Source organism: Spirosoma fluminis (genome assembly GCF_054778895.1).
On record NZ_BAAGZD010000002.1, the window covers coordinates 118,743 to 137,413 of the forward strand.

Annotated in this window: 13 protein-coding genes and 1 tRNA gene; 9 read left to right on the forward strand and 5 right to left on the reverse strand. The window is 51.5% G+C overall.

The features are described from left to right. Positions 1-57 precede the first annotated feature (57 nt). The 4 genes from ACYVBJ_RS00950 to ACYVBJ_RS00965 all read right to left on the reverse strand — a co-directional run bounded on the left by ACYVBJ_RS00950 (position 58) and on the right by ACYVBJ_RS00965 (position 5,189). Positions 58-1,410 carry a dihydroorotase gene (locus ACYVBJ_RS00950; protein WP_460980429.1) on the reverse strand — a complete coding sequence of 451 codons (1,353 nt, stop codon included), beginning with the start codon at positions 1,408-1,410 and terminating at the stop codon, positions 58-60. Next, on the reverse strand, positions 1,407-2,378 hold the full coding sequence (gene hemB / locus ACYVBJ_RS00955; protein WP_460980430.1) for a porphobilinogen synthase: 972 nt from the start codon (positions 2,376-2,378) through the stop codon (positions 1,407-1,409). Before hemB ends, ACYVBJ_RS00950 begins: the two co-directional genes overlap by 4 nt. A 183-nt stretch (positions 2,379-2,561) precedes the next feature. Further along, positions 2,562-3,257, reverse strand: a complete 696-nt coding sequence (locus ACYVBJ_RS00960; RefSeq protein WP_460980431.1) for a response regulator transcription factor — start codon at positions 3,255-3,257, stop codon at positions 2,562-2,564. 54 nt (positions 3,258-3,311) lie between these two features. After that, positions 3,312-5,189 carry a sensor histidine kinase gene (locus ACYVBJ_RS00965; RefSeq protein ID WP_460980432.1) on the reverse strand — a complete coding sequence of 626 codons (1,878 nt, stop codon included), beginning with the start codon at positions 5,187-5,189 and terminating at the stop codon, positions 3,312-3,314. 181 nt (positions 5,190-5,370) lie between these two features. On the opposite strand from ACYVBJ_RS00965, the gene ACYVBJ_RS00970 reads away from it, so the two are divergent. The 9 genes from ACYVBJ_RS00970 (at position 5,371) to ACYVBJ_RS01010 (ending at position 17,712) form a co-directional block, all read left to right on the forward strand. Next, entirely contained in the window at positions 5,371-6,180 is an 810-nt protein-coding gene (locus tag ACYVBJ_RS00970) for a T9SS type A sorting domain-containing protein (protein WP_460980433.1), read from the forward strand. 165 nt (positions 6,181-6,345) lie between these two features. Continuing rightward, positions 6,346-6,591: a hypothetical protein gene (locus ACYVBJ_RS00975; protein WP_460980434.1), complete on the forward strand. Its 246-nt coding sequence runs from the start codon at positions 6,346-6,348 to the stop codon at positions 6,589-6,591. Between the two features lie 665 nt (positions 6,592-7,256). Continuing rightward, on the forward strand, positions 7,257-10,337 hold the full coding sequence (locus tag ACYVBJ_RS00980; protein WP_460980435.1) for a glycoside hydrolase family 3 N-terminal domain-containing protein: 3,081 nt from the start codon (positions 7,257-7,259) through the stop codon (positions 10,335-10,337). A 282-nt stretch (positions 10,338-10,619) separates the two neighbouring features. Then, complete coding sequence (locus tag ACYVBJ_RS00985) at positions 10,620-14,537, forward strand: Ig-like domain-containing protein (RefSeq protein WP_460980436.1); 3,918 nt, start codon at positions 10,620-10,622, stop codon at positions 14,535-14,537. Positions 14,538-14,623: 86 nt separating this feature from the next. Continuing rightward, entirely contained in the window at positions 14,624-15,061 is a 438-nt protein-coding gene (locus ACYVBJ_RS00990; protein WP_460980437.1) for a nucleoside deaminase, read from the forward strand. 55 nt (positions 15,062-15,116) lie between these two features. Next, positions 15,117-15,731: a superoxide dismutase gene (locus ACYVBJ_RS00995; RefSeq protein WP_460980438.1), complete on the forward strand. Its 615-nt coding sequence runs from the start codon at positions 15,117-15,119 to the stop codon at positions 15,729-15,731. A 95-nt stretch (positions 15,732-15,826) separates the two neighbouring features. Beyond that, positions 15,827-15,902: transfer RNA gene (locus ACYVBJ_RS01000), tRNA-His, on the forward strand. A 79-nt stretch (positions 15,903-15,981) separates the two neighbouring features. Continuing rightward, a complete protein-coding gene (locus ACYVBJ_RS01005; protein ID WP_460980439.1) occupies positions 15,982-16,644 on the forward strand; it encodes a carotenoid biosynthesis protein in 663 nt (220 codons plus the stop codon). A 189-nt stretch (positions 16,645-16,833) separates the two neighbouring features. Then, positions 16,834-17,712: a MerR family transcriptional regulator gene (locus ACYVBJ_RS01010; protein WP_460980440.1), complete on the forward strand. Its 879-nt coding sequence runs from the start codon at positions 16,834-16,836 to the stop codon at positions 17,710-17,712. Here ACYVBJ_RS01010 and ACYVBJ_RS01015 read toward each other — a convergent pair. Continuing rightward, positions 17,709-18,662: a D-2-hydroxyacid dehydrogenase gene (locus ACYVBJ_RS01015; protein WP_460980441.1), complete on the reverse strand. Its 954-nt coding sequence runs from the start codon at positions 18,660-18,662 to the stop codon at positions 17,709-17,711. The genes ACYVBJ_RS01010 and ACYVBJ_RS01015 overlap by 4 nt on opposite strands. Positions 18,663-18,671 lie beyond the last annotated feature (9 nt).

The following is an 18,671-nucleotide window of genomic DNA, read 5'->3' on the forward strand; positions in this document are numbered from 1 at the left end:
AAGATACGGCGCCCAGTTTGGCTTATGCAAGCATTTTCGGCAAAAAATTCACGCGCTTTATCGGGTAAAGGTGAGTCGTTCGCCCGCACGGTCGGTGCGGAAGCTGCCGTTCTGATACACCAGCTCGCCCGAAACAATGGTGTGCGTGACCGTAACCCCAAACGTATGGCCTTCTATCGGCGACCACCCGCACTGGTACAGGATGTTTTCTTTAGATACCTGAGTCGGCGCGTTTGCATCGACCAGGACCAGGTCGGCCCAATACCCTTCCCGAACGTAACCCCGGCGGTCAATCTGGAAACAGTCGGCCGGTGCATGACACATCTTCCGGACAACCGTTTCGATAGACAGCTTACCCTGCTTCACAAAGTCGAGCATCATCAGCAGCGGATGCTGTACCAACGGTAAGCCCGATGGTGCCTGCCAGTACGATTGCTGTTTTTCGTCCCAGGTGTGCGGTGCGTGGTCGGTGGCGATAATGTCTAACCGATCATCGAGCAAAGCAGCCAGTAACGCTTCTTTGTGGTGCGGAGCCTTAATAGCCGGGTTACATTTAATCAGATTGCCGAGCCGGTCGTAATCGCGACTGTCGAACCACAGGTGATGTACACACACTTCCGACGTAATGCGCTTTTCGGTCAGCAGCTTGTCATTGTTGAACAACGGTAACTCATCCGCCGTGGAGATATGTAGAATGTGCAGGCGCGTATTGTGCTGACGAGCCAGCTCTACCGCCATTGACGATGATAGTAAACAGGCTTCTTCATTCCGGATAAGAGGGTGCAAATTCGCACTGGCCTGACGTGGCCCGGCTTGTTCACCATACTCCGCCTTGTACCGCTCGGTATTCGCCCGGATGGTCGCTTCATCTTCGCAGTGCGTGGCAATAAGCATGGGCGCTTCCCGAAACAACTCGGCGAGTACGTGCTCATTATCAACGAGCATATTACCCGTAGACGAGCCCATAAAGACCTTGATGCCGCAAACCGTACGAGGGTCGGTACGTAGCACCTCATCGAGATTGTTGTTCGATGCGCCCATGAAAAACGAGTAGTTCGCCAGCGACGTTTGCGCAGCAATGGCGTACTTATCGGCCAGAAGCGCCTGCGTTAAGGCGTTCGGAACGGTATTGGGCATCTCCATGAACGTAGTAACGCCCCCGGCCACCCCCGCCCGCGATTCAGAATGGATAGTGGCCTTGTGCGTCAGACCCGGCTCCCGGAAATGTACCTGATCGTCGATTACACCGGGTAACAGATACTGCCCGTCAGCGTCAATCACTACGTCAGCGTTCTGATCAGACAAGCCTGTGCCGATCTGGGCAATAAAGCCGCCTTCGGTTAACACATCCGTTTCGACGATACGTCCTTCGTTCACGAGCCGGGCGTTACGTATTAAAAGTCTGCTCATAAAATCCGGGCGGCTTCTTTGGCGAAATAAGTTAGAATGATTTTGGCACCGGCTCGTTTGATGCTCATCAGCGATTCCATCATGGCGCGTTCGCCATCCAGCCAACCCATTTTAGCAGCGGCCTTAATCATGGCGTATTCTCCGCTAACGTTATAGGCCGCAATGGGCAGGTCGAAATTGTCGTTCAGCAGTTTGATGATATCGAGATAAGCTAGGGCTGGTTTTACCATCAGAAAATCGGCTCCCTCGGCGTAGTCGAGCTGCGCTTCGATCAGCGCTTCGCGGCTGTTGGCCGGATTCATCTGGTACGTTTTCTTATCCCCAAATTTTGGGGCCGAGTCGAGCGCATCGCGGAATGGTCCATAGAAAGCACTGGCGTACTTAGCCGTGTAAGCCATGATCGCTACGTCGTGAAAACCGCCTTCGTCGAGCACCTGCCGAATGTAGCCCACGCGGCCGTCCATCATATCGGAAGGCCCGACGATATTAGCGCCGGCCTGCGCCTGCGCCAGGGCCATTTTACCGAGCACTTCCAGCGTTGGATCGTTCAGAATCTTACCATCTTCAACAATACCGTCATGCCCGTCGGAGCTATACGGGTCCATTGCTACGTCGGTCATGATCACAGCCTCGGGAAACCGGTCTTTAACGGCCCGAACGGTTTGTAGGTACAGGCCATCAGGATTATAGCTCTCAGTGGCGTACTTATCTTTCTTCGACTCGGCAATGTTCGGGAACAAATCGAATGTGCGAATCCCCAGATCCAGGCATTCCTGCACTTCGTCCAGCAACAGATCCGTCGACAGCCGATGGATACCCGGCATGGAAGCTACTTCGGAGCGGACGTTCTGACCTGCCATGACAAACAGGGGAAGAATAAAATCGCTGGGTAACAGGCGCGTTTCCTGCACCATATCGCGGATGGCGGCCGATTGGCGATTCCGGCGCGGACGGCGAATGAGATTCATCGTAAAGACAATTAAGCGTTCTGCAATTGAGTGATGGGTACCGTATTCTGAAGAAGATATTCAGGATACGAATAGAACCTTTTGACATCCCAGGCTTGCAAGGGATGACAAAGTAAAGTCCTGAACGGTCTTCTGCTACGTTACCCAGTAACCAAGCTAACGCCCGATACGGATTGTCTGTTCCTAAACGATGAGTTTAAATCCTTCGCCGTGCACATTCACCAGTTGAACGGTTTCATCCGGCCTGAGGTATTTGCGTAGTTTCGTTACGTATACGTCCATGCTGCGGGCGTTAAAATAGGAGTCATCACCCCACACCATTTTTAAGGCAAAACTTCGGCTAACGGGTTGGTTGAGGTTCTGGGCCAGCAGCTTCAGCAATTCTGATTCTTTGCTGGTCAGCTTCTGCGACTGCGCTTCGCCCGTGTCATTCTGGTGAACGAGCAACTGATGGGGGTAATCGAAGGCGAACGAGCCAATCTGATACGTAGTCGGCTCCATGCTGTCGTTCGTTCGCTGATAACGACGTAGTATGGCCTGGATCCGAAGCAGCAGTTCTTCCATGCTAAATGGCTTCGTGATGTAGTCGTCGGCACCCACTTTGAAGCCCTGAATGGTATCTTCCTGCATGGATTTGGCCGTCAGAAAAATGATCGGCACATCGCGACCCGCCATACGTACTTCTTTGGCCAGGGTGAATCCATCTTTCTTCGGCATCATTACGTCGAAGATGCACAGGTCATACGGGTTCGCCATAAACTGCTGCAACCCCTGATTCCCGTCGGTAGCCCGGTCGGTTTCATACCCTTTCAGGGTCAGGTACTCCTGTACCAGCAGGCCGAGGTTCGGGTCGTCTTCAACAAGTAAGATTTTAGGCATAACATGAACGAGTGAATGAGCGAAAGAGCGAATAGGCTGACGCAAACAAGGCGTTCACTCTTTCGCTCTTTCGCTATTTGTATAAGGTAAGATTATCTCGAACGAGCTGCCTTTGCCGGGCTGGCTCTCAACCTGAATCTGCCCGTGGTGCTCGTCAACCATTTTCTTTACGTAGCTCAACCCTAAACCGAACCCTTTAACATCGTGCCGGTTACCGGTCGGTACGCGGTAAAACTTCTCAAAGATTCGGCTGATCTGTTCTTTGGTCATGCCCAGTCCCTGATCCGCAACGGTGATGCTGATGCCTTCGGGCAAACTGCGCGTTTGAATAGTAATGTGCGGATGTTCGGGCGAATACTTGATGGCGTTGTCGAGCAGATTATACAGAATATTAGTCAGGTGAATCTCATCGGCTTCCACCACCTCGTTGTCAGCCTCAAAATCCAGATCGACTTCCCCTTCGCGCTGTTCAATCTGAATACCAATGTTGTTCAAGACTTTCTCGATAACGTCGTGAACATTCACGGGCGATAATTTCAGCTTTATCTCGCCCCGATCGAGCAAGGCCATCTGCAACACTTTCTCTACGTGCGAACCCAACCGCCGGGTCTCATCTCGGATAATTCCCATGTAACGGGTTAGCCGCGCTGGTTCGGGCGACGTAGCGGCCGTGTCCGACCGCAACTGTTCCTGCGCCATTTCAACCGCCAGGGAGATGGTAGAAATCGGCGTTTTAAACTCGTGGGTCATGTTGTTGATAAAGTCGTTCTTAATATCGGCCAGCTTTTTCTGTCGGAGAATGGTACTGATGGCAATGTAAAAACAAGCCAGAATAACGAGAATCAGCACAACCGAAGCACCCGACATAAAGCCCAGCCGACTCAGAATAAATTCCTCCTGCGAGGGAAAATAGACATACACGTAGTTGCCGGTTTCGAGCAGATTGTTGGGGAATAGAGCGGCCTTGTACCCTTTATCCTCGAACTGCCGGAATTCAGACCCCATCGACGTAAACAAAAACTGAGGGCGCAACCGCGTACGAACACCATACGCGAACGGAATCGTAATGCCCCGCTCCACCAGCGCCTGCCGAAGCAACGTATCGAGCGCCAATCGGTTCACCCGATCTTCGATCGGCCGATCCGATAACAACAACCCTTTAAGCACGTCTTTAATCATGTGCGACTGCTCTTCGGCCCGATGCTGGCTTAGACTCGCCGGACGACTAATCGGTACTGAGTCGGCGGCTTTCACTACGTCGGCCTGCTGTACTTTCTGCTGTTGTACAAACCGACGAAGTTTACTTTTGGCCATGCGCATGGTTGAATCTTTCCGGCGGGCCGACTGCGCCACCTGGTTGTTGATGTGGTTCAACTCACTCGTCATCACCCGCTCTACCCACTGATCGAACTGCTGTTGCTGCACCAGCTGCGTTTGCCAGTCGCCCACAGCCATGAGCTCCTCCTGCTGCCGGAAAAACTCCTCTACGACCATCATCTGTTCGGGCGACAATGGTTTTACTACCGGATGCAAAACGTCGGACTGCACCACAACCGCTCCGGCCGGGGTCGTACCCGGAATCATTACCTGCCGGGCCGAGGCCAGGGCATCAATCGGTTCTTTAGGTTTGGGCTGAGTCCGGGTAACCGGGGGGCGGGACGACGATTTAAGCGTTGATTTCGTTTCTTTCTTGGCAATAGCCATCAGCCGATTTTGCTGTTCGCGCGCCTGCACCCGCTGCTTGGTCAGGTAAACGATTTCCTGACGCTCCAGCGTCCGGACAACCTCCTGTAAGGCATCCGTCACTTTATAAGCGAACTGCTCTTTCTGCAATTGCAGCGCACTGCTAATCCAGTACAACTGTAAGCCTACCAAACCCAGCAGCCCAACCGCCATTAGCGCGACAATCCACTGTATGCGTTGTTTAGACATTTTTTTACCCGCTCATGCAACCTTCGCTCAATTTCACTAATCTATTATGAAAAACGGCTTAGGCTGTCAGTAAAAGTACGAACCACGGCGGCCACTCATTGGGCCTTTAACAAACTTTAACAACCCTGACATCAACCGTTTTATCAACTTCTCGTTCCTTCGTCTGATAATGTTTTGTCCCATGAAAAAAACAGTTTTCGTATGGCACCGGTTCGTTCCGGCCCTGTTACTTACGGGTGCTTTGAGCGGAATAGCCGTTGCGCAAAAGTCAGGTTCTGGCTCGCCTAAAGCACCGGGAAAAGAAATAAACGTTCACATTATCGAACGTAACGGTGATGAGGTGCGTGAAATCGAACGTACGTATCGCGTGGATAGCATGACCGACTCGGAGCGCGATAAACTGGTTACGAAACTAGTCGACTCGTTGAAGGCAGCTCGTAAAGATACCCGTAAGCACCAGATGACAATCATCATCGATGATACCAATGGCGACCGGGTCGTAACACGAGAACGGCTTAACTTAGGAAAACGGCGGCTCCCCGGCGACGTATACGTTCACCGTGGCCCACTAACCGAATGGAATAATCAGAACTGGAGTTATGAATTCCGTCGGGGTACCGATTCGCTGGCCGACCGGCTCAACCGGTTTCGGTTTCAGGTGCCCAGAGACTTGGACCGGCAGTTGGCCCGTCCGTTCGAGGATTGGTCCCGCAACCTTAACGCGAAGCCCTCCACCATCCGGGGCCTGGACGCTTACCCGAATAATCCGGATCAAAACCAGCTTAATATCCGGTTCACGGCCCCAGCCAAAGGCGACATAACCATTGTTGTCACGAACACCAAAGGCAAAGAAGTGGCCCGGCGTGACATCAAAGATTTCTCGGGCGAGTTTGTTGGCCAGATTGATCTGGGCAAAAAGTCGCAGGGCACTTACTTCATTACTGTAACGCAGAACGAAGACGGAGCGGTACGGCGCGTGGTTGTCGACTAAAATTAACGCAGTCAATAGGGGACAAGTGGCATTTATCCGTCATCGCACTGGAAAATCCACTTGCCCTTTACTAGCTCTAATAATTTTTAAGAAATTTTAGTACTATGTATTGCAAGATACCAAACAAAACCTATAACTTTGCGTTGTAAGTTTAAAAGTAAGGTCATGAAAACATCCTTAATCATCGGAATTTTAGTACTGGGGCTGAGCGGACAGGCAATGAGCATGGGGCACCCCCACAACGTATTCGCAGCCCGTAAGCAGATGAAAGCCAAAGCGTCGATGGCCATTACGAAAACCAGATCGACGGCTACGGTATGCTGGCAGCCAACGGTTGAACTTAGCAAGAGTACGCTGAGTAAACGCTTCGTGCAGGCCCTGGTACGGATGCGCTCGACGCAAGCATACTAAGCCAACTTCATTACGTTCGAGTTAAATGTCCCAACTCTTGGGCCATACGAGCGCATGGTAGCAGTAGTCTCCTCCGTTGCTGTCCCTGCTGAATTACCTTCTATTCGCTAAGTTGCCGTATCCCGGCTGTACTCGCTTCTTTCACTTTCCTGTACCTGTCCGCTCCCGGCTTTTGATCAGGCACTTTTCGCCTTTTGACGCGGTTCTCCCCCGTTGCGTTTTCTCTATACTACGTGCCTTAAGCGGTGATTTCGCTCAGTTTCTGTATTCTCCCAAATGCCGCTTCCCTCTGCTTTAAGGCCGGATTTTCAGTTATGCCACGGAGTATAGCTTCGCTACGTTAGCTCATGCCCAACTTGTTAGCAGTAATTGGTACAGTTTATTGAAAGCGATAGGTAGCCTATTCTAATTAGGTCATTAAACTTATAGACTTAATTACTATCTAACAATCAGCTTTTAGTCAGGTTCTTAAGGCGTCAAACGGCGCCAATTCATTTCTTTTAAGGAATAGTTAATCAGTTTTCAGAACGATAAAACTTTATTTTTTCGTTAAAAACTTTGACTATTCTAGTACAAGTTATGGATTTAAACAGGCAATGGCTACTTTTATGGTTTGTCGAAAACCACCGATAGCTGACTGTACCTTTTTTACCTCTTAAGTACCCATGCGTAGTAATGTAGTAAGGCCATTCCTATTAATTGGCTGCTTATCTGTCAGTTTATTAACTGCGTTTGGCTTAACAAAACCGGGTCGCTCCATCTGGGCGCGTATTTCTCATTCGGCCTCAAAGGCTGTCGCAAAACGTTCTGTTGAACGTCCTGCACGGGTAGAAGTCCCGACGTACGTACCAGGAGCCGCAGCTCGTCCCGTCGAAGTTTTTACCCTGCCTGACAGTGGTCGCCAGTGGGTCGACAGCGTTTTTAATACGTTAACGCCTGAGCAGAAAGTTGGTCAGTTCTTTATGGTGGCCACCTTTTCCAACCGACACGAAAATCATTACCAATACATTGATCACCTCATTCAAACCAATCACATTGGTGGCCTTATCTTCTTTCAGGGTGGCCCCTACCGGCAGGCTATCCTGACAAACCGGTATCAGGCTGCCTCTAAAATTCCGCTGCTGATCGGTATCGACGGGGAGTGGGGATTGGGCATGCGGCTCGACAGTGCCATGGATTTTCCGAAGCAGATGGCGCTCGGTGCCATTCGTGACAATGACCTGATCTATCGTATGGGGGCCGAAATTGGTCGGCAGTGCCAGCGGTTGGGTATTCACATCAACTTTGCCCCGGTTTCCGATATCAATAGTAATCCGGCGAACCCCGTTATCGGCGTGCGCTCGTTTGGCGAATCAAAAGAGAACGTAGCGCTAAAGGCTTCGGCTTACATGCGCGGCTTACAACAGACTCACGTTATTGCTACGGCAAAACACTTTCCTGGTCACGGCGATACCAATGCCGATTCGCATCATACGCTGCCTACCGTTAGCCGCTCGCCGGAGCAGATGCGCGAGATTGACTTATATCCGTTCCGCAAGCTGATTGCTGACAGTTTAATGGGCATCGTTACGGGTCACCTGCACGTACCGGTTATCGACAACACGCCCGCCCTGGCCGCTACGCTCTCCGAGAAAATTGTAACGGAGCTACTCAAAAAAGAGCTTGGCTTCCGGGGACTGGTCTTCACCGATGCGCTCAACATGGGTGGTATCAGCCGGTCGCCGAAGGCGATGGATGTTAACCTTCGTGCCTTAATGGCCGGTAACGATATTCTGTTGTATCCAGAAAACGTTCGGGAAGCAACCGTTAACATTCTCAATGCCATTCAGCAAGGGGTTATTTCACAGGAGTTTGTCGACGAAAAAGTTAAGAAAATTCTTCGGGCCAAGTACTGGGCGGGTCTGAACAAATACAAACCAATCAATTTAAGCGGTCTGGCCGCGGATCTGAATTCGCCCGAAGCTCAGCTACTCAAGCAGGAGTTGTGCGAACAGTCGGTAACGATAGCCAGCAACGCGAATGATCTATTGCCTTTCAAACGGCTCGATACGTTGCGACTGGCTTCTGTAGCCATTGGGGCCGAGCCGGGCAATGTATTTCAGAAAACGTTGAATCAGTACGCTCCTTTCCAAACGCTGGCGTATCCGGAGAAGCCAGTCTCGGAAGTCGATCTGAACAACATGCTCGCTCAGATTGGTGATGCCAATACAGTGGTGATGAGTTTCCACCGCATGAGCGAATCTGCTTCGCGCAAATACGGCATTACCAAAGCATCCATTGATCTGATTAACCGGCTGAAGCAACGGGGCACGAAAGTTATCGTTGCGGCTTTTGGATCGCCTTACAGCCTGCCGCAGTTTTCGGCGGCAGATGCGTTGATCTGCGCTTACCAGGAGCTTGACGATATGCAGCGGGTCGTGCCGCAGGTCTTGTTCGGTGGTCTGGGCGCGCGAGGTATGCTGCCCGTGTCGATTGGCGATTTGAAAGTTGGCCTTGGTCTGAATCTCTCCCCAGAAGGTCGGCTATCAATAGGCTCGCCGGAAAGCGTTGGCATGAAGTCAGCGGTTTTGGCTAAAATCGACGGTATTGTTCAGGGTGCGGTAAAAGATCGAGTAGTGCCGGGCTGCCAGGTTCTGGTGGCCCGTAAAGGAAAAGTGGTGTACAGCAAAAACTTTGGGGCCTTAACCTATTCGCCGGGAGCCACTAAAGTAACTGACGAAACGCTGTATGATCTGGCTTCGCTCACGAAAGTGCTGGCGACCCTGCAGTCGGTCATGGTCTTATACGACCACAAGCAGATCGACCTCAGCCAGAAAGCGTCGTCTTACTTACCCGAATTACGGGGTACGAACAAACAAAACATTGTTATTCAGGATTTGCTCTGGCACCAGTCGGGTATGGTTTCTTTCTACCCCACCACCTGGGACCGCACCCGGACATCGGGCGGAGGTTTAAAGGCAGAGTACTATAACCCGACGCCCGACAGCCTGCACACGCTTCAGATTGCACCGACTCTCTGGGCTGTTCCCGCGCTGAAAGATTCGGTCTGGAAATGGGTCGTGCACTCGCCAATGTCACGCAAGACCGACGAATCGGGCAAACCAGCGTATGTGTACAGTGATCTGAACTTCCTGATGCTTCAGAAGATTGTGGAGCGTGTCAGCAAACAGCCTCTGGACAAGTTTGTGACCGAACACGTTTACAAGCCCCTCGGTCTGCATCAACTCGGCTTCACGCCCCTCCAGCGCCTGGCCAATCCGCAGTGTGCACCAACCGAGCAAGATACGTATTACCGCAATCAACTCCTGGTCGGCACGGTTCATGATCAGATGGCGGCCGTGCAGGGCGGTATTTCAGGCCATGCGGGTTTATTTGGCAACGCCCGGGAAATTGCTACGCTACTGCAAATGAATCTTCAGAAAGGCGAATACGGTGAACAGCGAATCCTTCAACCCATGACGGTGCCTTATTTTACGCAAACGCTGAGCAATCGGAGCCACCGGGCCCTAGGCTGGGACAAACCGAACCCCGAAAGTCCAAGCAGTGTCTACATGGCTCCGCAGGTATCGCCCCGTTCGTTCGGTCACACTGGTTTTACAGGTAATGTAGTTTGGGTTGACCCCGATCAGGAGTTGATTTTCGTATTCCTCTCGAATCGTATCTACCCGACAGCCGGCAACAATACTATCAATACGACTAAACTTCGCCGACGCATCCACGAGGTTATCTATAGCTCTGTTCAGTAGAGCAATCCAGTAGCCATTCGGCCAGATTATAAATTTCCGGTTACTTACTAGCTGATTTAGCGCCACTACGAAACCGTAGTGGCACCGTTATTGTGGTATCGCTTCACCACATTTGGTAACTTCTTTAGCTTAGCCTGTCAATTAGTATGTTCCACTAACTATTAATCTTTTGCGCAGAAACAAGGCATTTGCTGACGCGCCCTGAACAGCTTGCTGGTGAAATAATAGTCTGTGTTTTTCACAAATGCGTTAACTTTAATCCCCTTAACTGCTCCTATTTTTATGAAAGGACGTAATGTCTACGCCTATCTATTTTGCTGGCTGTTTTTTGCGGGAGTATCGCTTACGCAAAGCTTCGCCCAGACGATAACAACGGGTGCCGTGGCACCTATTTCGGTTTGTCGCGAAGGAACCATAACCGTTACGTTTACACCGAGTGGTGTCTTTGCCGCCGGTAATGTCTTCTCTGCTCAACTCTCAGACGTAACCGGCGCATTTCTCCCGAACCCCACGGTCATTGGAACAACATCAACCGGACTTGTCATAAATGCGAAGATACCACCCAATGTTGATCCTGGCTCCTCTTATCGAATTCGGGTCGTGTCAAGTGCTCCGGCTCGTGTTGGCTCAACTGCGCTGGCGGTGGTCACCATCAATGTACCCCCTGCACCGAATGCTACGCCCCCCGCTCCGTATTGTGAAGGTGATGCAGCGACGGCGCTGACGGCTACTCCATCGGCAGGCGGAACGCTGAACTGGTATGGTACCAGTGCAACCGGGGGTACTCGATCTAGCATAGCTACTTTGCCAAGCACCAATGTTATTGGTAATACGCTCTATTACGTCAGCCAGACAGTCGGAGGCTGCGAAAGCCCCAGAATACCCATAAGTGTAACAGTTAAAGATAAGCCCAATGCGCCGGCAACGAGCCCGGTTACGTTGTGTTTGAACCAGCCAGCTACGGCACTAACCGCTACTCCAGTCGCTGGAGCAACGCTGAACTGGTACGGAACCAGTGCAACCGGGGGGATACGCTCTTCGGCAGCCCCGGTTCCGGTTATAACAGCAGCAGGCAGTACCACGTATTACGTTAGCCAGACGCTGAATGGCTGCGAAGGACCAAGAGCAAGCGTGGTGGTTACGGTTGCCAGTCCGCCAGCGGCACCAACGGCCACTGCCCCCGCGCCTTATTGCGAAGGTGCTCCAGCAACCGCGCTTACGGCGGTCGGCCAAAACTTACGATGGTATGGTACCAGTGCAACCGGGGGAACCCCTTCGGCCCAGGCCACGGTACCAAGTACCAGTCAGGCTGGCACATTCACCTACTACGTTAGCCAAACTGTCAACGGTTGCGAGAGCGCCCGCACGCCCATTGCCGTTCGGGTAAACGATGCTCCACCTGCCCCAGCAACGGCGGCCGCGCCCTCCTACTGCCATAGCCAGACAGCAACCGCCTTGGCTGCCACGCCTGCCACGGGAGCAACCTTAAACTGGTACGGTCTCAACGCAAGCGGTGGCACTGCTTCGGCAACGCCGAGCGTTCCGGCAACCACGCAGGCTGGTTCCAGCACATATTACGTTAGCCAGACCCAGGGCGGCTGCGAAGGACCGAGAGCCGCTATTACCGTTATAGTTAAGGCAACGCCCTCAGTGCCGGCGGTTGTGAGCCCTACGATAATCTGCCAGAACCGAACCGCTACTTCCCTGGCTGCCACCCCTTCGGCCGGGGGAACGCTGAACTGGTACGGTACCAGTCAAACCGGCGGTACCGCGTCGCCAACAGCACCAGTTCTGTCTACGTCTGCGACTGGAAACACGGTTTATTACGTCAGTCAGACTGTAAATGGCTGTGAAAGTACACGTACTCCTCTGACCGTTACGGTTAACGCCGTGCCTGCCGCTCCAGCGGCCATTCCACCCAGTGCCTACTGCGAAGGAGAAACGGCACAACCGTTAATAGCTACGGGGCAAAGTCTCAAATGGTACGGTATAAATCAAACAGGAGGTACAGGTTCTATTACGCCAACAGTTCCCGCGACAACGGCATCTGCGGTTGGCACTACGCTTTACTACGTAACGCAAACCGTTAGTAGCTGCGAAAGTGACCGAACGTCTATTCCAGTGCAGGTAAAAGACACCCCAAACGCCCCCAGTGCCTCGTTAGTGGAATTGTGTCAGGGCGCGCCACAACAACCTTTAAACGCGACGCTGGACGCTAATGCTACCCCAAACTGGTATGGTACCAGCGCTACGGGTGGAGCTCCATCCGCAAATGCACCACTTCTTAGTACAAACAATGTTGGTACGGTTACGTATTACATCAGCCAGTCACTGAATGGTTGCGAGAGTACGCGCGCTGGGTTGAATGTTCGCATTAAAGCGTTGCCAGCTGCACCGAGTGTAAGTTCAGTCAGTTTGTGTAATAAACAGAACGCTAATCCCTTAACTGCCGGCGGGCAGAATCTGAAATGGTACACAGGAAATGATGCTCTGCTGGGTAGCGCTCCAAGTCCAAATACGGATAATGTAGGTACGCAAACGTTCAAAGTATCTCAGACCTCGAATGAAAACTGCGAAGGGCCTAAAGCGACTATAACCGTTGTCGTTAATGCACTGCCAGCTCCGCCGACTGTGTCGAATCTTACGTATTGTCAAGCGCAGCCCGATCAGCCTGCACAGAACGTATCACCGCTGAGAGCCGATGGAGACAATCTGAGATGGTATAATCCGGATGGTAATCCATTTCCGAATGCGCCCACGCCTTCTATTAGTCAAACGGGCGTACTGAATTATCAGGTTTCCCAAACCGTAAACAACTGCGAAGGCGGCAGAGCAACGATCCAAGTGACCGTCAACAGCACAGCTGCGCCGACAGTCGCCAAGTCAGTAGTTTCCTACTGCATCAACGACAAAGCGGCTCCACTGGAAGCATCTGCCGAATCAGGTGGGCGGCTACGCTGGATTGATCCGTATGAGCGGACCACCGACAACGCCCCTACGCCTTCAACTATAAACACGAATGTTGACCCGCGAGGTGATGCTTTTTATGTTTATCAGATCGGGGCAAATGGCTGTTATAGCCCACGCGCAATCATTCGGGTGGTGGTGAACACTACGCCAACTTTATCGTTACAGGCTCCGGCAGCCACATCTGTCAATTTAGGTCGGAGAACATCATTACAGTTAAAATTTACCGGCTCTGCTCCCTACAGCTATACCATTTCGGATGGTTACTCGGGCCGATCGCTCCGATCCGACACGACCATTATGGTGTTACCACGCGGCAACACAACGTATCAGGTGATTGCTGTTACGAATGGATGCGGTATTGGCTTGCCAGGTAACCCGGCTACGGCTGCCGTAGTGGTTCGTGTGCCAACCGTATCGACTACTGCCTTCAATACGTCGACGCTCTGCGCGGGTACGGCGCTGACGGTTCCATTTGCCACGACCGGCGAATTTAATCCGGGGAATAGCTTCAATATTGAGTTAGCCAGTCTGGCCGATACGGCCAAGAAATACGCGGTACCCGCCACCGCGGTCGGCTCTCCGGTAACCGGTACGCTGCCGCTGGCATTACCCAGCGGTCAGTACTACGTCCGCGTCAAAGCGATCAATCCTGAGATAGGCATCACCGGCACTAACAGTCCGACTATACTGACCGTACGGTCGCTCCCTACGGCTACGCTGACCGGCACGCAGGATATTTACGAAGGATCACCGGCCAACCTGACCATTGCGTTCGGTGGAGACGGCCCCTGGACCATAACATACGCCGACAGCGTTCGGAGTTATTCGGCAACGGCGACCACAAGCCCGTACGTGACGGAGGTGCGTCTTGCGCGGACTACAACGTATCGGCTAACAACCGTATCGAATTCTTGCGGTACCGGCGCTATTTCCGGCACAGCTACTGTTTCGGTTCTACCCCTGCTGGGTGTTGAGAACAACCCCCTTGATCCGCTGGTGAAAGCATACCCCGTGCCAACAACGTCAGTGCTGACCGTAGAGCTTGACCTTCCGCTTACACACGACCCGGCAAACTTTGAGGTAACTGATCTGCGTGGTCGGACGGTCCTGCAATCGACATCCCGTAGCCGACGTAACGAACTGGATCTGAGCAGCCAGCCGAACGGATTATACATCTTACGGATTCAGGTCGGTGATCGACATACGATTCGGAAACTGGTAAAACAATAAACAAGCCCCGCAAACAGCCATCCCTATACCTGATGGCTGTTTGCGTGTAAAGCGCATACCTTCAGGTCACGTAACTTTACTGTACTATGTTTTCGGATGATTACTTCATGGAAATAGCGCTCAGTCTGGCCGAAGAGGCCGCTGAGGATGGCGAAATTCCGGTCGGGGCCGTTGTGGTAAGTCGCAACCGAATCATTGGCAAAGGGCGCAACCAAACGGAACAGCTCAACGACGTAACGGCCCATGCTGAAATTCTAGCCATAACCGCTGCGGCTCAACACCTGGGCAGTAAATACCTCCCCGACTGTACCCTATACGTAACATTGGAGCCTTGCGTGATGTGCGCCGGGGCTTTATTCTGGTCGCAGATTGGTCGGCTTGTCATTGGAGCCAACGACCCGAAGCGAGGCTATTCCCGCTTGAATCAGCCCCTGCTTCACCCAAAAACCCGGCTCGAAGCGGGTGTGCTGGCCGACGAAAGCAAAGCCTTACTTGAGAAGTTTTTTAGGCACTTAAGAACATAAATGAAAACGGGGTTGTTAACAAAACCGAATAATCTTCCATCAAACTCATAGTAAAATGGCTTTTGTATTAGATCCCCTACCCTACCCCAGCGATTCGCTTGAACCAAATATCGACAAGCAAACCATGGAAATTCACCACGATAAGCACCACAACGCTTACGTGACCAACCTGAACAATGCCATTGCTGGCACTGATTTAGAAAATAAATCCATTGAAGAGCTGTTGACCAACGTGAGTCAGTCACCGGTAGCAGTTCGGAACAACGGAGGAGGTCATTACAACCATACGTTGTTCTGGAATACCATTTCGGGCAGCGGTGGCGGTCAGCCAACGGGTGAATTAGCGGAAGCGATTACGCAGAAATTTGGCTCGTTTGATGCCTTTAAAGACGAATTCACCAAAGCCGCTACTACCCGTTTTGGTTCTGGCTGGGCCTGGCTCGTGGTAACTCCGGGCGGAGAGCTGGCTGTAACGTCTACCCCAAACCAAGACAATCCGCTGATGGACGTAGCCGACGTAAAAGGCTTTCCCGTTATTGGCCTCGACGTATGGGAACATGCCTACTACCTGAAGTATCAGAACCGTCGCCCCGACTATATTGCGGCTTATTTTAACGTCGTTGACTGGAATGCTGCCGAAAAGCGCTACCAACAGGGTAAACAGGCGTAAGATTATATGCTGGATAATGTACACTGAATAATTCGCCAAAAAACTGATTATTCATTGTACATTATCCATTATTTGTTATTTTTGCAGTCCAAAACGGTGATTGTAGCTCAGTTGGTTAGAGCGTCGGATTGTGGTTCCGAAGGTCGCGGGTTCGAGCCCCGTCTTTCACCCTGGTAAAAGGCCCTGATTTTGTCGGGGCTTTTTCGTTTATACAGGCTAACCTTCTGATCATACGCGCAGTTACTGATGCATGCCTATCAGTATTCCAATAGCTCCACGTTATCACCACGCCGTTCTTACGGTATTGACTGTAGCCTATCTGGCTGGCATCATTGGCCTCCAGCTGCCGGCGCTGGCGGATTATTTCCGGCCGCTTAGTCCATTCACCTTAATCAGTTCCCTGGTTATTCTGCTCCTGTACCATACCGACTGGCGACCTGCTTTCTACGTCTATGCTGCGCTGGCTGTGCTGACGGGCTATTTTATTGAGGTAATCGGCGTTCACACCGGGTCTATCTTTGGGCACTATGCGTATGGCTGGGGCCTAGGCGCCCGCATTTGGGAAGTTCCGCCCGTTATCGGCATCAACTGGCTTACACTTTCGTACTGCTGCGGATCGGTGTGCGATCGGCTCGCGTTGCCTGCGTATGGAAAAACGCTGATAGCAGCTACATTGATGGTTGTACTGGATTTCTTCATTGAGCCAGTGGCCGTCGAGCTGGATTTCTGGACCTGGTTCGACCAACCCGTCCCTATTCAGAATTACGTTGGTTGGTGGCTGGTTTCCGGGGTCTTGTTTACGATTTGGTACGCCTTGCCTTTTCGTAAAGGAAACCGACTGGCAAAATGGCTGCTCGTGTTACAGTTCCTATTTTTCATATCTCATAATTTGTTGATCTTTTTTAAAAAATAATTAAACAAGAACTAAATAAATCTGTTGATAATAGTAAATTTGTTCAGGCTGAAAGCGATCTGTAAGTCCGATTCCTGACGTATATTTCAAATTAATTTTTGGTGAATCCGTAGCCAAGCCAGTTACCAAAACTGCTTGTTAATGTGCGTACTGATGTTAGCTGTCGTTCACACCTAGCAATCTTATCTCATGAGTAGTTATTCAATAAAAGATTTAGAACAGCTATCCGGCATCAAAGCGCATACGCTACGTATCTGGGAGCAGCGTTACAACATCATCTCGCCTAAGCGTACGGATACGAATATCCGCACGTACGACGATCAGGACCTGAAACTGGTACTCAATATATCGTTGCTGAAAGATCACGGCTATAAGATCTCGGAAATATCGAAGCTGTCCGTGGAGGAGATGTACCGGGAGGTCATTAAGATATCCGACCGGCAGCTCAACTACCCTGATCAGATTCATGCGCTCACGATTTCAATGATTGATTTGGATGAGGAGCGTTTCGAAAAAATAATCAGTACGAATATCCTGCAATTCGGCTTTGAGAACACGATGATTCATGTCATCTATCCGTTTTTAAGCCGGATTGGTACGCTGTGGGTAACCGGCTCAATCGGCCCGGCTCAGGAGCATTTTATTTCCAATCTGATCCGTCAGAAAATCATCGTAGCCATCGACGGTCAGGTGAGCAAACAGCGCCCAAACGGGAAGAAATATATGCTGTTTTTGCCGGAAGGTGAACTGCACGAAATCAGCCTGTTGTTTGCCAACTACATCATTCGCGCCCGGTACAACAAAGTGATTTATCTGGGGCAGAGCCTGCCGTTCAATGAACTGGTGTTTGCCTACAATGTGCACAAGCCTGACTACGTATTTACCGCTATTACGTCCGTACCCTCCAACCACGAAGTACAGCCCTTCGTTGACCGATTAGTCAAGGCTTTCCCGGACGCGCACTTGCTGTTTACGGGTTATCAGATCGTCGGCCAGGATATTGACATGCCGGAAAACGCTACGATTATTAATCAGATTGAAGACCTAATCCAGATAGCAGGCACTTAAGCCACAACGTTTTGCGGATTTCCGTTCAGAAAAGCCTGAATATTGTCGGTGACCAGCCCTAACAACCGCTTCCGTGCTTCAAAACTCGCCCAGGCGATATGCGGTGTAATCAGGCAATTTTCGGCGGTGAGCAGCGGGTTCTCTCCTTTAGGAGGCTCAACCGACAATACATCTAAACCGGCACCGGCAATTTTCCCTTTATTCAAGGCAGCAGCAACGTCCTGCTCGTTCAGCAAAGTTCCCCGGCTGGTATTCAATAGATACGCCGTTGGCTTCATTACGTTCAACAAGTCACGGTTAACAAAGCCAATGGTATCTGGCGTTGCCGGACAATGCAGAGACACAACATCGCTCTGCGCAAAGAGCGTATTTCGGTCAACAAACGTAACGTCGGCTCTTTCCTGCTGGGAGGTGCTCCGGCGGTTCACCAGAATACGCATACCGAACGCTTTCCCGATTTCGGCAACTTTCTGACCAATATCCCCGTAGCCGACCAGACCCAACGTTTTACCGGCCAGTTCAACCAAAGGCGACTTGGCGTAGCAAAAGTCGGCGGAACGTACCCAGTCTCCATCATGAACGCTTTGGCTGTGCCGACCAACGTGATGCGTAAGTTCGAGCAGTAAGGCGAAGGTTAACTGAGCCACCGAATCAGTGCTGTATCCCTTTACGTTGGTAACGATAATTCCCTGTTCGCGAGCCGCTGCTACGTCGATTATATCATAGCCGGTGGCCGTAACGCCAATATAACGCAGTTTGGGCAACTGGCTCAATACGTCCCGGTTCAGTTTGACTTTATTGACGAGTACGATCTCAGCATCACGGATCCGCTCCAGCAGCTGATCGGGCGAGGTTCGGTCATAGAACGTAACATTCCCCAGCGATTGAATCGGCTCCCAATCCAGATCGCCCGGATTCAGCGTATAAGCGTCGGTGTAAACAATATTCATCACGATCGA

Coding starts and splice junctions, on each gene's coding strand:
- ACYVBJ_RS00950 (WP_460980429.1), bottom strand. CDS start 1,410: ATGAGCAGACTTTTAATACGTAACGCCCGGCTCGTGAACGAAGGACGT.
- hemB (WP_460980430.1), bottom strand. CDS start 2,378: ATGAATCTCATTCGCCGTCCGCGCCGGAATCGCCAATCGGCCGCCATC.
- ACYVBJ_RS00960 (WP_460980431.1), bottom strand. CDS start 3,257: ATGCCTAAAATCTTACTTGTTGAAGACGACCCGAACCTCGGCCTGCTG.
- ACYVBJ_RS00965 (WP_460980432.1), bottom strand. CDS start 5,189: ATGTCTAAACAACGCATACAGTGGATTGTCGCGCTAATGGCGGTTGGG.
- ACYVBJ_RS00970 (WP_460980433.1), top strand. CDS start 5,371: ATGAAAAAAACAGTTTTCGTATGGCACCGGTTCGTTCCGGCCCTGTTA.
- ACYVBJ_RS00975 (WP_460980434.1), top strand. CDS start 6,346: ATGAAAACATCCTTAATCATCGGAATTTTAGTACTGGGGCTGAGCGGA.
- ACYVBJ_RS00980 (WP_460980435.1), top strand. CDS start 7,257: ATGCGTAGTAATGTAGTAAGGCCATTCCTATTAATTGGCTGCTTATCT.
- ACYVBJ_RS00985 (WP_460980436.1), top strand. CDS start 10,620: ATGAAAGGACGTAATGTCTACGCCTATCTATTTTGCTGGCTGTTTTTT.
- ACYVBJ_RS00990 (WP_460980437.1), top strand. CDS start 14,624: ATGTTTTCGGATGATTACTTCATGGAAATAGCGCTCAGTCTGGCCGAA.
- ACYVBJ_RS00995 (WP_460980438.1), top strand. CDS start 15,117: ATGGCTTTTGTATTAGATCCCCTACCCTACCCCAGCGATTCGCTTGAA.
- ACYVBJ_RS01005 (WP_460980439.1), top strand. CDS start 15,982: ATGCCTATCAGTATTCCAATAGCTCCACGTTATCACCACGCCGTTCTT.
- ACYVBJ_RS01010 (WP_460980440.1), top strand. CDS start 16,834: ATGAGTAGTTATTCAATAAAAGATTTAGAACAGCTATCCGGCATCAAA.
- ACYVBJ_RS01015 (WP_460980441.1), bottom strand. CDS start 18,662: ATGAATATTGTTTACACCGACGCTTATACGCTGAATCCGGGCGATCTG.